This is a genomic window from Comamonas sp. BIGb0124, assembly GCF_003752175.1.
Taxonomy (GTDB): Bacteria; Pseudomonadota; Gammaproteobacteria; order Burkholderiales; family Burkholderiaceae_C; genus Comamonas_F.
The window spans coordinates 245,022-257,609 of sequence record NZ_RJVF01000011.1; the positions used below are offsets into that span (position 1 = coordinate 245,022).

Below are 12,588 nucleotides of genomic sequence, written 5' to 3' on the forward strand. Positions count from 1 at the left end.
AGTCCTACATCGAACCGGCTGCGGCCAATTGCAAAATCCATCCAACGGCCCTGCCCGTGGCGGTGATGGTCTATCCAGCCTGTCTGCAATGGTTTGCGTGCGGAGCCGAATCCAACAACCCGTAGGAGAAACTCATGCGAAAAATCATACTGGCCTCGGCAGCGGCCGCCTTCATCATGACCGGCTGCGCCAACATGGATGATTCCACACGAACCAAAGCCACCGGCACCGGCATCGGTGCGGTCGCGGGTGCCGCTGTAGGCGGCCTCATCGGCGGCGGACGCGGTGCGGCCATCGGTGCCGGCATCGGCGGTGCGGGTGGCTACATCTGGTCGAGCCGCATGGAAAACCAGAAACGCCAGATGGAACAGGCAACGGCCGGCACCGGCGTGACGGTGAGCCAGACGCAGGACAACCAGCTCAAGCTCGACATTCCCAGCGATGTCTCGTTCGACGTCAACCGCGCCAACGTCAAGTCCAACTTCGCGCCCATCCTGGACCGCTTTGCTTCGGGCCTGGTCGCCAACCCGAACACCACGGTGCGCATCATCGGCCACACCGATGCCAGCGGCACCGACGCCATCAACAACCCGCTGTCCATGGAGCGTGCCGCCAGCACCCGCGATTATCTGGTGGCACGGGGCGTGCCGATCAGCCGCATCGCCATCGACGGCGTGGGTTCGCGGCAGCCCGTGGCCAGCAACGACACTGCAGCAGGCCGCGCACAGAATCGCCGCGTCGAGATCTACACCGGCGAAAGCGCGCCCAGCTGATGGTCGACGACCCTCGCGCGGCTCGCGCTGCGCAAGGGGTTCGGATCGGCACACAGGCCTCCTAGCGAGGCCTGTTTCTTTTTCAGGCTGCGGTTTGCTGCGGCCGGATACGGCCCAGGAGGGCCAGCGCCACGGCGACGGCGGCCAGGGGCACCAGCGAGGCGAGATTGATCCAGAACCAGCCTTGCGTGGTCACCAGCGCGCCTGCGGTGAAGGCGGACAGTGCCGTGGCCGAGAAGACACAGAAGTTCAGGGCGCCTTGTGCCTTGTCTTTTTCTTCGGGCCGGTAGGCCTGCAGAGCCAGCGTGGTGCCGCCGGTGAACAGGAAGTTCCAGCCGACGCCCAAGGCAAACAATGCCATGAGGAAATGGTGCAGCTCCACGCCGTTGAGCGCGATGACGACGCAGGCCACGTTGAGCCCCAGGCCGCAGGCCATGATGGCGCGCACACCGAACCGGCGGATGAGGTGACCCGTGAAGAATCCGGGTGCAAACATGCCGATCACATGCCATTCCAGGACCAGTGCCGTGCTGTCGAAAGTGAAACCGCAGGTCTGCATGGCGAGTGGGGTCGCCGACATCAGCAGGTTCATGATGCCGAAACCCAAAGCACTGCCCATCGCGGCGACCACAAAGACGGGCTGCCGCACGATCTCGGACAGCGGCCGTCCACTGTCCTGGCGATTGGCGGCCCCTGTTTCAGGGAAACGGATGGCACTGACGACGGCCAGCGAGAGCAAGGCCAGCACGGCCAGGGCCAGGTAGGCACCGAGGAAGGGATAGCTGCCCAGCGAACGGGTGGCCAATGCCAGATTGGGGCCTGCGACGGCACCGAGCAGGCCGCCGGCCAGCACCAGCGAAATCGCTTTTTCCTTGTAGCTGGGCACAGCCAGCTCGGCTGCGGCAAAACGGTAGAGGCCTGCATTGGCGCTGTAGTAACCGGCCACCAGCGTGGCCGTGCACAGCAGCCAGAAGTGCTGCCAGGCCACGGCCAGCGCGCACAGCAGGCAAGACAGCACGGCCACCAGCAGGCCGCTCTGGAACGCCCCCCGGCGACCGAAGCGCCGCTGCGAGCGTGCCACCAGGCCGGTGGACAGCGCACCGCCCAGCACGTAGGCCATGACGGGCAGGGTGGCCATCCAGCCCAGCGGGGCCAGGCTGAAACCGACCAGGCCGTTGATGGCGATGAAAGTCACGTTGTTGGTCATGAACAGGCCCTGGGCCAGGGTCAGCAGCCACAGGTTGCGGTTCATGCCCGGTGCAGGCGCCGAAGGGGGCGCCGAGCGCGCGGTGGAGGGGAACATGGCAGGTCCAGACGGTGCAGCGAAGATGTCGCGCATCATGCACCTTGACCCCGTGACAAGGTCAAGGCCCTGTCATGTCCAGGGGCTCGCGGCTGTGTTCAGGTCTTGAGGAAGTTGCCGAACAGCCCGAGCAGTTCACCGGCCGGATTGGCACCGGCGGCGGGAATGCTGCCGTTGGGCGTCAGTCGGTCGACGGCGACGGGCAGGAACTGGCTGAGCTGCGGCAGCAGGTGCGGCACATCGATGCCCATGCGACCCGCGATCGACTGCACGAGCTCGCTGCCGAGAACCTGCTGGAGCTGCTCGCCGGTAATCGGCAGATTGGCGGCCTGCTGGCTGATCCACGATTCGATGATGGGGCTCAGACCGGCCCGCTGAAATTTGGCGATCAAGCCCTGAAGGCCACCGATTTCGCCATTGTTCGACAGCAGATCGATGAGCACGGGCAGCAGTCCGCTGTCGGCGGTCGCGCTTCGGCCGATGGCAGCAGTGCCGACGCTGAGCACGGAGTCAAGCAGACCCATGGTTTTCTCCCGAAAAACCGGACATCTTAGAACGAGTTGGACGGCTTGCGTAGAGGGGTTGCCGAAGGGGTGTTGCGCACACGCAAACGGCTGGCCGGGCGACGGCCGTGCCCGGAGCCGGGGCAGCGGCGATCAGCCAGCCAGGCCGAGCGCGGCCAGGACGGCCAGCGGTGCGGTTTCGGCACGCAGGACCCGGCTGCCGAGGCTCACGGGCAGGAAGCCCTGAGCGAGCAGCAGCCCTTCCTCGTTTGCACTCAGGCCACCCTCGGGTCCGTTGACCAGCACGACCGGCGTGGCGGCATCCGAGGGGCTGGACCAGGGCCGGCTGCCTTCGGCCAGCGACAGCACGCAGCGCTGCCCATCGGGCCAGGCCTTCTGGGCTGCAAAACGTGCCAGATCGAGGGGCGCATGGATGAGCGGCACACGATTGCGGCCACATTGTTCGCAGGCCGCCACGGCAATGGCCTGCCAGTGGGCCTGCTTTTTGTCGGCGCGTTCGCCCTTGAGGCGCAGCACGCTGCGTTCGGTCATGAGCGGCCAGATGCTGGTCACGCCCAGCTCGGTGGCTTTTTCGACCAGCCAGTCCATGCGGTCGTTGGCGGGCATGCCGACGGCCAGGTGGACGGCCCGGCCGATCTCGCGTTCGGTCGGCGTGTGGGTGTCGATGCGGACGGCGACGTCGCTGCGGCCCATTCGGGTCACGGTGGCGGTGTACTCGCCGCCTTCGCCGTTGAACAGCGTGAGGCTGTCACCGGGCTGCATGCGCAGCACCTGCACATGGCGCGCGGCGCCTGCAGGCAAGTCGACATCGGTGCCCGGCAGCAGCGCCGCAGCAGGCAAGGGGCAGTGAAAACGGGGCATGTGGCAAGTATCGCGCAAGCGGACGGGCCTGCGCACCAAGGCGTGCAGCGCGGGTCAGAGCATGTCGTCGCGTTTTGGAGTCATCTTTTTTAGTAGCATGAAGTTCATGAAAAGACGTGTCTAATCGATGGAAATGACGGTTGGAAAACAAAAGCGAGAACCTCAAATGCCACGACTTGTGGCCTAATGGCGGGTTTTCCTTCCACCAGAGTTGAATTCCCACAGGAGCTGACATGGGCAACAAGATCGTTACCGAAGCGGATCGCAAGCGCACCCCCGCACCCACCCCTCTGCCTGGCTTCGTGCTGCCCACCGCGGGTCGCGGCCAGCGTTCGAGCCTCGAGCGCGGCAGCCACACGCGCAGCAAGAAGAACCCTGGCAAGCGCACCCACAAGGGCGGTTGATCCGCGTGTCTCGGTCCTGTCCTTCATCGACAGGCCCTGCACAGAAAGCCAGTTGGAGCAATCCGGCTGGCTCTTTTTTTGTCCAAGGTGGGGGTCGATGCGGCAGCCGGTGAACCAAGCGCCGCCGGCAAGGTCCACCGGAGCAGGCGTGCCCTGCCATCAGCTTGAATTAAGCTTGACCCGGCACGATGTGTGAACCCTGGCCCCAAGACCGCTCGAGGCCCGACGACGACCCGCCATAAAGGACAGAACCATGACTCCCCAGGAACGCACGCTGCTCGAGGATTTCCTGAGCAAACTTGCCCGTGTGCAAGGCGTGGACAAGGATCCCGATGCCGATGCCCTGATCCGTCAGCAGGCCGCGCGCCAGCCCGACGCGCTGTATCTCGTCATCCAGCGCAGCCTGCTGCAGGAACAGGCCTTGGAGGCCTCGCAGGCCCGTATCCAGGCGCTGGAGCAGCAGGTCGGGCAACTGCAGGATGCCGCACGCGCGGCCACGCCTGCTCCGGCACCTGCACCTGCACCTGCACCTGCACCTGCACCTGCACCGCGCAGCTTTCTGGGCTCCCTGTCGGCCAGCGGGTGGGGACGATCTCCCGAGCCCGCACCCGCGGTGCCCGAGCCTGCGGCCGCCCGTCCGGGCTCGCTGATCGGCAGCCAGATCGGGCAGGGCGGCTCGTCTGCGTTCGGCGGCACGGCGGCACCCCAGGGCGGTGCGGCCATGGCCGCTGCACCCGCAGGGGCACGTGCGGGCATGGGCGGCGGCGGCATGGGCGGCTTCCTCGGCCAGGCCGCGATGGCCGCGGCGGGGGTGGCCGGCGGCATGTTCCTGTTCAATGGAATCGAACATCTCATGAACGGCGGCAAAGAGTCCGTGGCGGCGCAAGAGCCGCCCGCCGATGCGGCCCATGCGTCAGACAGCAGTGCCGACACCGCCCCGGCCAGCCAGAGTGCGGCGGCCGATCAGGCCCCTGCCGACGACACGACGCTGGCGGATGCGGGAGACGCCGCAGCCGACGATGGCGGCTGGTTCGACGACGGCGGTTTTTTCGGCGGCGACGACGAGCTGGTCTGAAGCCGTCCAGGCTGGCGGCGGGCCACCCTGGCCTCGTCGCGGCCTGTGCCATCAGGCCTTGGGGCCGCCTCGTGCCTGGCCGGCTGCAATCACGCCGCCGCCCAGGCAGACATCGCCGTCATAGAGCACGGCCGATTGACCGGGCGTGACGGCCCATTGCGGATGGTCGCCGAACGCGAGCGAAAAACCCGCTTCGGTCGCGGCCGAGAACTGCGTGGGGGCATCGGCCTGCCGGTAGCGGGTCTTCACGCCGTAGAGGCCCGGCTGGGGGGGCACGCCGGCCGTCCAGCTGGCGTTGTCGGCCGCCAGGCTGTCGTACTGCAGCCAGGGGTGGTCGTGGCCCTGCACGGCCCACAGGGTGTTGCTGGGAATGTCCTTGCGCGCCACGAACCATGGCGCGTGGTCGCCGGCGCCGCGTTGCGCGCCCTTCTCTTTCACGCCGCCGATGCCCAGTCCCTGGCGCTGGCCCAGGGTGTAGAAGCTCAGGCCGACATGCTGGCCCAGCACCCGTCCGCGGCTGTCCTTGATGGGACCGGGCTCCTTGCTGATGTAGCGGTTGAGGAAGTCGCGGAAAGGGCGTTCGCCGATGAAACAGATGCCGGTCGAGTCTTTTTTCCGGGCATTGGGCAAGCCGATTTCTTCGGCGATGCGGCGCACCTCGGTTTTTTCGAGTTCGCCGACGGGGAACAAGGTCTTCGACAACTGGGCCTGGTTGAGGCGGTGCAGGAAATAGCTCTGGTCCTTGAGCGGGTCGAGCCCCTTGAGCAATTCGTGGCGGCCGGTGGCCTCGTTCAGGCGGACGCGGGCATAGTGGCCGGTGGCGATCTTTTCAGCGCCCAGCCGCATGGCGTGGTCGAGAAAGGCCTTGAACTTGATTTCGGCGTTGCAGAGCACGTCGGGATTGGGCGTGCGGCCCGACTGGTACTCGCGAAGGAATTCGGCGAACACGCGGTCCTTGTACTCCGCGGCGAAGTTGACGTGTTCGATCTCGATGCCCAGCACGTCGGCCACACTGGCCGCATCGATGAAATCCTGCCGCGAGGAGCAGAACTCATCGTTGTCGTCGTCTTCCCAGTTCTTCATGAAAATACCGACCACCTCGTAGCCCTGCTGCTTGAGCAAGTAGGCGGACACGGCCGAATCCACGCCGCCGCTGAGGCCGACGACGACCCGGGTGGGCGCAGGAGAAGAAGACAGGGAAGAAGGTGGGACCGGATGGGACATGGCTCAATTATCGTTTCCCGAGCCGGCCGGTGTGCGGAAGGCCGAAAAAGCCCCGACAACCTCGTTCATGCCGGTCGACGTGCATGCCTCTGCGGCGCCGAGGCCGGGTCTCGGGGCCCGTGCGACAGGCCTGCGGCGATGGGAAAGGCCACGGAAACGTCCGATGGGACAGGGTCCGGCGTCCGGGGATCCTGCAGAGCTCCTGCCCGGGGGAGGGGGCGATTCCTTGATGTTCGAACGTCTTTCAAGGTTCGAGGATGGAGCGAAATAAATGGGTGTCTGTCTCTTAAAGAGGGTTCGGGCGATTGAGGCCCGGCGTTGGCAGCATGTCGGCATAGAGGCCGGTCTGGTCGATGCGCAGGATCGCTTCGGTGCGCCCACCCGCTTTGCCGGCGAGCGGATCGCCCGCGAACCGCTCGCCGGAGGGCGAACCCGGCGCAGCGAGGACGGCGGCTCTGAGGGGTGTCAGGCCCGGGCAGGGCTTTGCACCACGCTGTCGTGCACATGGACGAGGTCGAGCGGGTAACGTTTGCCGGCCCGGTAGTCTTCGATGCCGCGCAGCAGCAGGGCCGTCCGGTGGCGGTCGGTGCTGGCGAGGATTTCCTCGTAGGTCATCCACACGGTGCCGACGATGCCTTCGTCGTAGTGGGCGCCGGGTTCTTCGTCGCCGAGCACACCCGTGTAGGCGAAGCGCAGGTAGGTGACGTCCTCGCCGGTGTTGGTCTTGGTGAAGCGCGACATGTAGACGCCCACCAGCGCCGTGGGCGTGAAGTGGTGTTTGGTTTCCTCGAGAACCTCGCGTGCGCAGGCGGTTTCGGGCGACTCGCCCTGGTCCAGGTGGCCGGCCGGGTTGTTCAGCCGCAGGCCGTCGGCGGTGTCTTCTTCGACCAGCAGATACCGTCCATCGCGCTCGACGATGGCGGCGACCGTGGTGTTGGGTTTCCAGCGGTCGGCTGCGAACTTGGAGGTCAAGGCGGCGGCTGGAGTTGACGCAAGAGGCGCCAGATCGAGGGAAGCGGCGTGAGTCATGGCGCGGATTATGTCGTGTCCCGGCGCATCGTGTGCACGGATAGCGGCCTGCACGCCACACTCGCCGGAAATTGGGGCCCCGCACCCGCTGAAAACGGCGGGTGCCGGCCCTCCTCAGGCCGAGGCTGCGGCGTAGGCGTAGGCGTAGGCGTAGGCGTAGGCGTAGGCGTAGGCGGCGGGCGGCCGACGTCCGGCCAGGGCCTCTATGGCATTGGTGGTGGCCAGCTCGGCCATCGCCTTCCGGGTTTCGTGCGTGGCCGAACCGATATGGGGCAGTGCCACCACACGGGGGTGGGTGCGCAGGGGCGAGTCGTGGGGCAGCGGTTCGGTGGCGAACACGTCCAGTCCGGCGGCGCGCAGGTTGCCGTGGTCCAGCGCCTGCAGCAGGGCCGCCTCGTCGACGATGGCGCCCCGCGAACCGTTGACGAGGATGGCGCCGGGTTTCATCAGGCCGAGTTCCCGCTGGCCGATCAGACCGCGCGTCTGGGGCGTGAGCGGCAGTGCCAGCACCACGAAGTCGGCTGCCGACAGCAGGGCGTCGCGGTCGGTGAAATGCACGTGGCCGCGCAGGGCGCCCAACTGGGCGTCGTCCACCGGGCTGCGGTTGCTGTACAGCACCCGCATGTTGAAGCCCAGTGCGGCCCGCTGGGCCAGAGCCTGGCCGATGCGGCCCATGCCCAGGATGCCCAGGGTCTTGCCGTGCACGTCCCAGCCGAAAAGGTCTTCGGCGATGTTGCGGGTCCAGTGGCCTTCGCGCACCCATTGCGCCAGCTCGGGGATGCGCCGGCTGGTGGCCATGATGAGGCCGAACAGCGTGTCGGCCGTGGTCTCGGTGAGCACGCCGGGCGTGTGGCACAGCAGGATGCCGCGGCGCGCGAGCGAGGCGACGGGGTAGTTGTCCACACCGACCGAGATGCTGGAAACGACCCGCAGCCGCGGCGCCTGGTCGAGCAGTTCGTCGGTGATGGCGTAGCTCGAGCCCACCAGTGCGTCGGCGGTGGGCAGGGCCTGCAGAAAGGCCTCGCGCTGCGCCGGCAGGCGAGGATTGGCGACGGTGACCGTGTGCAAGGCCTGCAGGCGGGCCAACTGATCGGCGGGCAGTTCACGGAACACCAGCACGTGCTGGCGGCGGGGCGTGTTCGAGTCGGGGCTGTTCATGGCGAGCGTCAGGCCGTGGCTTCGAGCGCGTGCAGCTCGGTGCGGGTGGGCAGGCCTTCGGAGTCGCCCAGGACCTGCACTTGACGTGCCCCGATCCAGCAGGCGCGCCGCACCGCTTCGTCGATGCTGCGGTCTTCGAGCAGGGCGCTGATGACGCCCACGGCAAAGCCGTCGCCTGCGCCCACGGTGTCGATCACCTGCTGCACCGGGAAGCCGGGTGCATAACCGGCCACGGCCAGGCCCTGGTGCGTGCCTTCGAAGTAGGCACCGTCGGCACCCAGCTTGACGACCACCAGTTTGGCGCCCTGGTCGAGATAGAAACGGGCCACGCCTTCGGGCGTGGTCCGGCCGGTGAGCAATTCGCCTTCGGCCAGGCCGGGCAGCACCCAGTCCGCCTGTGCGGCGAGGCCGTTGATGGCCTCGCGCATCGCCTCGGTCGAGGACCACAGGGAGGGGCGCAGATTGGGGTCGAACGAGATGGTGCGGCCGGCGGCGCGTGCGACGTCCAGGGTGCGCCGGGCGGTCGCGAGGCTGGTGGCCGAGATCGCCGCGAAGACGCCGGTGGCATGCAGGTGGCGGGCCGAGGCCAGCCAGGGCTCGTCGATCTGGCCGGGCTCGAACTGGCTGGCGGCCGAGCCCTTGCGGTGGTATTCGACCTGGGGATCGCTGCCGTCGGTGACGCGGCCCTTGAACTGGAAGCCGGTGCGTTGCGTGGCATCGCTCACGACCCGGCTGCAGTCCACGCCTTCGCTGCGCATTTCGGCGAGCAGGTAGCGGCCCATCGAATCGTCGCCCAGGCGGCTGGCCCAGCCGACCCGGAAACCCAGACGGGAGAGACCGATGGCGACGTTGATCTCGGCGCCGGCGATGCGTTTGGTGAACGCCTGCGCGTCTTCCAGCGGACCGGGTCGGTCGGCGATCAGCAGCACCATGGCTTCGCCGAACAGGACCACATCGGGCGAGGCGCCACCGGCGCTGTGAGCGGAGGGCGGAGCGGCAGGCGTGAGGGAGGTGACGGACATGGTGGGCGGAAGATCAGGGGTGGGCGATGCACTGCGCCGTGGCGTCGCGCAGGCACTGGATTTCTTGGCGGGTGACGGCCAGCAGGTCGTCGCCCGCCAGGGGGTATTCGATGGCGCGCGGCACGCCGGTGGGCAGACTGCGCAGCACGCTGCGCCAGGGGGCCGCCGATTCGAGCAGCGGCACGGCCACCCATTTGGCGGGCAGGCGCTGAACGCCCTTGGCATGCACATAGGCCACGCGGGCGCCGAACGCACGAGCCGCCAGCAGCGGGCATTCGCCCTGGTAGTGCCAGTTGCCCATGTCGAAGGTCATGGGCAGGTGCAGGTGCGATTGGTCGGCCAGGGCGAAGAAGCGCTGCAGCGCGTCCAGCGTGCCTGCGCGCACGGTCTGGTCGTTTTCGATGAGCAGTTCCACGCCGCTGCCGTCGAGCCGGCCGGCCAGTGCGGCAAAGTCCCGGGCCGCTTCCTGCGTGCCCTGGGCGGCAAAGTCGCCGATGGCCATTTTGAGGCGGGGCGCGCGCAGCGTCTGGGCGCGTGCCAGGCCTTCGGCCAGCGCGGCGGTGTGCAGTTCGCCGTTCGGCAGCCACAGGGGATCGGGGCTGGAGTAGACGCGGATGCGGTCCGTGCCTTGACTCCAGGCCGCGAGCTCGGGCAGCTCGCGCGCGGCATCGCGCAGCAGCTCGCCGCGGACTTCGACGCCGTCGGCACCGGCCTCGACACTGAGCCGGGCAAACCAGAGCTGGCCGTGACGGCCGACTTCGGCGGCGCCGAACGAGGTCAGGGAAATCAGAACCGGAGCCGGCGTGTGCGACGAGTGGGACATGGCGGGGACGCGGACCGCATGCGGGCCCGCGCTGCGATCAATGGTTGGTCAGGATCTGGCCGAGGAAGGCCTGGGTCTTGGGGTGGCGGGGATTGCCGAAGAATTCGGCCGGCGGACCTTGCTCGATGATCTGGCCTTCGGCCATGAAGATCACGCGGTCGGCCACGCTGCGGGCAAAGCCCATTTCGTGGGTGACGCACAGCATGGTCATGCCGTCCTCGGCCAGGCCGATCATGGTGTCCAGCACTTCCTTGACCATTTCCGGGTCGAGCGCCGAAGTGGGTTCGTCGAACAGCATGATCTTGGGCGTCATGCACAGGGCGCGGGCGATGGCCACGCGCTGCTGCTGGCCGCCCGAGAGCTGGGCCGGGTATTTGCCGGCCTGTTCGGGGATGCGCACGCGCTTGAGGTACTTCATGGCCAGTTCCTCGGCCTCGGCCTTCTTGAGGCCGCGCGAGCGCATGGGCGCCAGCGTGCAGTTCTCGAGGATGGTCAGGTGCGGAAACAGGTTGAACTGCTGGAACACCATGCCCACTTCCTGGCGGACGGTGTCGACGTTGGAGCCGCCGGCCGTGAGGTCGGTGCCGTCGACGGTGATGCGGCCCTTCTGCACGGTCTCGAGCCGGTTGATGCAGCGGATGAGCGTGGACTTGCCGGAGCCCGACGGGCCGCAGACGACGATGCGCTCGCCGGCCCGGACGTCGAGGTTGATGTCGGTCAGCACCTTGAAGCTGCCATACCATTTCTCGACGCCTTCGAGGCGAATGATGGGTTGGTCGGGGGATGTGCTCGTCATGGAAACTCCGGCGGTCTCATTGGGGGGAGGCCGGTGGGCGCCTCCCGTACGGTTCTTCGGGTCAGTTCAGCTTGGGCAGGTCGGATTCCAGCCATTTGCGGTAGAGCTTGTTGAGCTCGCCGTTGGCGGTGTTGCGTTCCACGAAGGCGTTGACGGCCTGCACCAGTTCGTCCTGGCCGGGGCGCAGGGCAACGGCCATGTTCTGCTGAACCAGCTGGAACTTGTTTTCGTAGGTGCCGGCGGGCACGCGCTTGGCGATCTGCGCCGCCACGGTGACCGAGCAGCCGATGGCATCGACCTGACCCGACAGCAGGGCCTGCATGGCCGATGCGTCGTCGTCGAAGCGGCGGATCTGCGTGCCTTCCGGTGCGATCTTGGTCACGGCGACGTCCTGGGTGCTGGCACGGGCCACGCCCACGCGCAGGGTCTTGAGGTCTTCGGGACCCTTGATGCTGGTCTTGGTCGGGCCGTACAGCACGATGGAGGCGGCCGAGTAGGGCTTGGAGAACAGGACCTGCTTGGCGCGCTCGGGCGTGATGGCCAGCGAGGCGATCAGCATGTCGACCTTGTTGGTCAGCAGGAAGGGGATGCGATTGGGACCGGTGACGGGCACGATGTCGACCGGCACGCCCAGGTCCTTGGCCAGCAGCTTGGCGACGTCGGCGTCGTAGCCGTCGGGCAGGTTCTGGGTGTTGGTGATGCCGTAGGGCGGGAAATCGACCAGCATGCCCACCGTCAGCTTGCCTTTTTTCTTCAGTTCTTCGACGGTCTGCGCGCCGGCGGCGCCGGCAAACAGCGACAGCGAGCCCAGGGCGGTGGCGGCCAGCGCGCCGTTGAAGGCGCGGCGAGAGAAATTGCGGTCCATGTCAGTCTCCAGTCTGTTGGATGGGATGGTGAGGATTTACTGCGGCGGAAAAAAGCGGGGGAGGGCGGTCAGCGTGCCAGGGCGGCGGCCTGCCGGCGCTCCATGCGGGCTGCCAGCAGGGACAGCGGCCAGCACAGCACGAAATAGATCGCGGCGACGACACCGAACACCACCAGCGGCTGGAAGGTGGCGTTGTTGATGATCTGGCCGGCACGCGTGATTTCGGTGAAGCCGATGATGGCCGCGAGCGAGGTGCCCTTGATGATCTGCACCAGGTAGCCCACGGTCGGCGCCACGGCGATCTTCATGGCCTGGGGCAGGACCACGTCGCGCATGCGCCAGTAGTACGAGAGGCTGAGCGCCTGTGCGGCCTCGAGCTGGCCGCGCGGCACGGCCTGGATGCAGCCGCGCCAGATCTCGCCGAGGAACGCGCCGCTGTTGAGGATGAGCGCGGCAGCCGCGGCCAGCCAGGGGTTGATGTCCAGCCCGAGGATCGGGGCGCCGAAGAACACCAGGAACAATTGCAGCAGCAGCGGCGTGCCCTGGAAGATCTGGGTGAAGACGGTGGCCGCGAACTGCAGCACACGGGACTCGGCGGTGCGGGCGAGCGCCACCATCAGGCCGACGATGGAGCCGCCGGCAAAAGCGATGGCCGACAGTGCGATCGTCCATTTCGCGGCTTCGAGAATGAAGAGGAATTCGGGCCAGCCGAAGGTGCGCATCATGTTTTT

14 protein-coding genes are annotated in these 12,588 nt (G+C 67.3%); 3 read left to right on the top strand and 11 right to left on the bottom strand.

The window, feature by feature from the left end; translation table 11 throughout:
• Window positions 1-134: 134 nt before the first annotated feature.
• Window positions 135-773, top strand: coding sequence for an OmpA family protein (locus EC845_RS13695; protein WP_123298659.1), 639 nt, complete (start codon window positions 135-137; stop codon window positions 771-773).
• An 82-nt stretch (window positions 774-855) separates the two neighbouring features.
• Here the strand turns inward: EC845_RS13695 and EC845_RS13700 are convergent, their stop codons facing one another.
• The 3 genes from EC845_RS13700 to EC845_RS13710 all read right to left on the bottom strand — a co-directional run bounded on the left by EC845_RS13700 (window position 856) and on the right by EC845_RS13710 (window position 3,461).
• On the bottom strand, window positions 856-2,025 hold the full coding sequence (locus EC845_RS13700) for an MFS transporter (RefSeq protein ID WP_123298847.1): 1,170 nt from the start codon (window positions 2,023-2,025) through the stop codon (window positions 856-858).
• A gap of 149 nt (window positions 2,026-2,174) precedes the next feature.
• Entirely contained in the window at window positions 2,175-2,600 is a 426-nt protein-coding gene (locus tag EC845_RS13705) for a YidB family protein (RefSeq protein ID WP_123298660.1), read from the bottom strand.
• Between the two features lie 132 nt (window positions 2,601-2,732).
• Window positions 2,733-3,461 (bottom strand): 16S rRNA (uracil(1498)-N(3))-methyltransferase, encoded by a 729-nt coding sequence (locus EC845_RS13710; protein ID WP_123298661.1) that lies wholly within the window; start codon window positions 3,459-3,461, stop codon window positions 2,733-2,735.
• Between the two features lie 233 nt (window positions 3,462-3,694).
• Between EC845_RS13710 and EC845_RS22505 the strand changes: the two genes are divergently transcribed.
• Window positions 3,695-3,865 carry a hypothetical protein gene (locus EC845_RS22505; RefSeq protein WP_199739801.1) on the top strand — a complete coding sequence of 57 codons (171 nt, stop codon included), beginning with the start codon at window positions 3,695-3,697 and terminating at the stop codon, window positions 3,863-3,865.
• A gap of 253 nt (window positions 3,866-4,118) precedes the next feature.
• Window positions 4,119-4,940, top strand: coding sequence for a DUF2076 domain-containing protein (locus tag EC845_RS13715; protein WP_123298662.1), 822 nt, complete (start codon window positions 4,119-4,121; stop codon window positions 4,938-4,940).
• Between the two features lie 51 nt (window positions 4,941-4,991).
• Here the strand turns inward: EC845_RS13715 and mnmA are convergent, their stop codons facing one another.
• The 8 genes from mnmA to EC845_RS13755 form a co-directional block, all read right to left on the bottom strand.
• Entirely contained in the window at window positions 4,992-6,164 is a 1,173-nt protein-coding gene (gene mnmA / locus EC845_RS13720) for a tRNA 2-thiouridine(34) synthase MnmA (RefSeq protein ID WP_123298663.1), read from the bottom strand.
• A 465-nt stretch (window positions 6,165-6,629) separates the two neighbouring features.
• Window positions 6,630-7,193 (bottom strand): NUDIX hydrolase, encoded by a 564-nt coding sequence (locus EC845_RS13725; RefSeq protein ID WP_123298664.1) that lies wholly within the window; start codon window positions 7,191-7,193, stop codon window positions 6,630-6,632.
• A 114-nt stretch (window positions 7,194-7,307) separates the two neighbouring features.
• Window positions 7,308-8,351, bottom strand: a complete 1,044-nt coding sequence (locus EC845_RS13730) for a D-glycerate dehydrogenase (RefSeq protein WP_123298665.1) — start codon at window positions 8,349-8,351, stop codon at window positions 7,308-7,310.
• Between the two features lie 8 nt (window positions 8,352-8,359).
• Window positions 8,360-9,373, bottom strand: a complete 1,014-nt coding sequence (locus EC845_RS13735; protein ID WP_123298666.1) for a sugar kinase — start codon at window positions 9,371-9,373, stop codon at window positions 8,360-8,362.
• A 13-nt stretch (window positions 9,374-9,386) separates the two neighbouring features.
• Window positions 9,387-10,196 (bottom strand): sugar phosphate isomerase/epimerase, encoded by an 810-nt coding sequence (locus EC845_RS13740; RefSeq protein WP_123298667.1) that lies wholly within the window; start codon window positions 10,194-10,196, stop codon window positions 9,387-9,389.
• A 37-nt stretch (window positions 10,197-10,233) separates the two neighbouring features.
• Window positions 10,234-10,992, bottom strand: a complete 759-nt coding sequence (locus EC845_RS13745) for an amino acid ABC transporter ATP-binding protein (protein ID WP_123298668.1) — start codon at window positions 10,990-10,992, stop codon at window positions 10,234-10,236.
• Window positions 10,993-11,053: 61 nt separating this feature from the next.
• Window positions 11,054-11,857 (bottom strand): transporter substrate-binding domain-containing protein, encoded by an 804-nt coding sequence (locus EC845_RS13750; protein ID WP_123298669.1) that lies wholly within the window; start codon window positions 11,855-11,857, stop codon window positions 11,054-11,056.
• A 68-nt stretch (window positions 11,858-11,925) separates the two neighbouring features.
• A complete protein-coding gene (locus EC845_RS13755) occupies window positions 11,926-12,579 on the bottom strand; it encodes an amino acid ABC transporter permease (RefSeq protein ID WP_123298848.1) in 654 nt (217 codons plus the stop codon).
• Window positions 12,580-12,588: the final 9 nt, after the last annotated feature.

Bases quoted from the DNA above. Each gene is read 5' to 3' on its own strand.
- EC845_RS13745 (WP_123298668.1), bottom strand. From the start codon at position 10,992: ATGACGAGCACATCCCCCGACCAACCCATCATTCGCCTCGAAGGCGTC.
- EC845_RS13735 (WP_123298666.1), bottom strand. From the start codon at position 9,373: ATGTCCGTCACCTCCCTCACGCCTGCCGCTCCGCCCTCCGCTCACAGC.
- EC845_RS13755 (WP_123298848.1), bottom strand. From the start codon at position 12,579: ATGCGCACCTTCGGCTGGCCCGAATTCCTCTTCATTCTCGAAGCCGCG.
- EC845_RS13700 (WP_123298847.1), bottom strand. From the start codon at position 2,025: ATGAACCGCAACCTGTGGCTGCTGACCCTGGCCCAGGGCCTGTTCATG.
- EC845_RS13705 (WP_123298660.1), bottom strand. From the start codon at position 2,600: ATGGGTCTGCTTGACTCCGTGCTCAGCGTCGGCACTGCTGCCATCGGC.
- EC845_RS13695 (WP_123298659.1), top strand. From the start codon at position 135: ATGCGAAAAATCATACTGGCCTCGGCAGCGGCCGCCTTCATCATGACC.
- EC845_RS13710 (WP_123298661.1), bottom strand. From the start codon at position 3,461: ATGCCCCGTTTTCACTGCCCCTTGCCTGCTGCGGCGCTGCTGCCGGGC.
- mnmA (WP_123298663.1), bottom strand. From the start codon at position 6,164: ATGTCCCATCCGGTCCCACCTTCTTCCCTGTCTTCTTCTCCTGCGCCC.
- EC845_RS13725 (WP_123298664.1), bottom strand. From the start codon at position 7,193: ATGACTCACGCCGCTTCCCTCGATCTGGCGCCTCTTGCGTCAACTCCA.
- EC845_RS13715 (WP_123298662.1), top strand. From the start codon at position 4,119: ATGACTCCCCAGGAACGCACGCTGCTCGAGGATTTCCTGAGCAAACTT.
- EC845_RS22505 (WP_199739801.1), top strand. From the start codon at position 3,695: ATGGGCAACAAGATCGTTACCGAAGCGGATCGCAAGCGCACCCCCGCA.
- EC845_RS13730 (WP_123298665.1), bottom strand. From the start codon at position 8,351: ATGAACAGCCCCGACTCGAACACGCCCCGCCGCCAGCACGTGCTGGTG.
- EC845_RS13750 (WP_123298669.1), bottom strand. From the start codon at position 11,857: ATGGACCGCAATTTCTCTCGCCGCGCCTTCAACGGCGCGCTGGCCGCC.
- EC845_RS13740 (WP_123298667.1), bottom strand. From the start codon at position 10,196: ATGTCCCACTCGTCGCACACGCCGGCTCCGGTTCTGATTTCCCTGACC.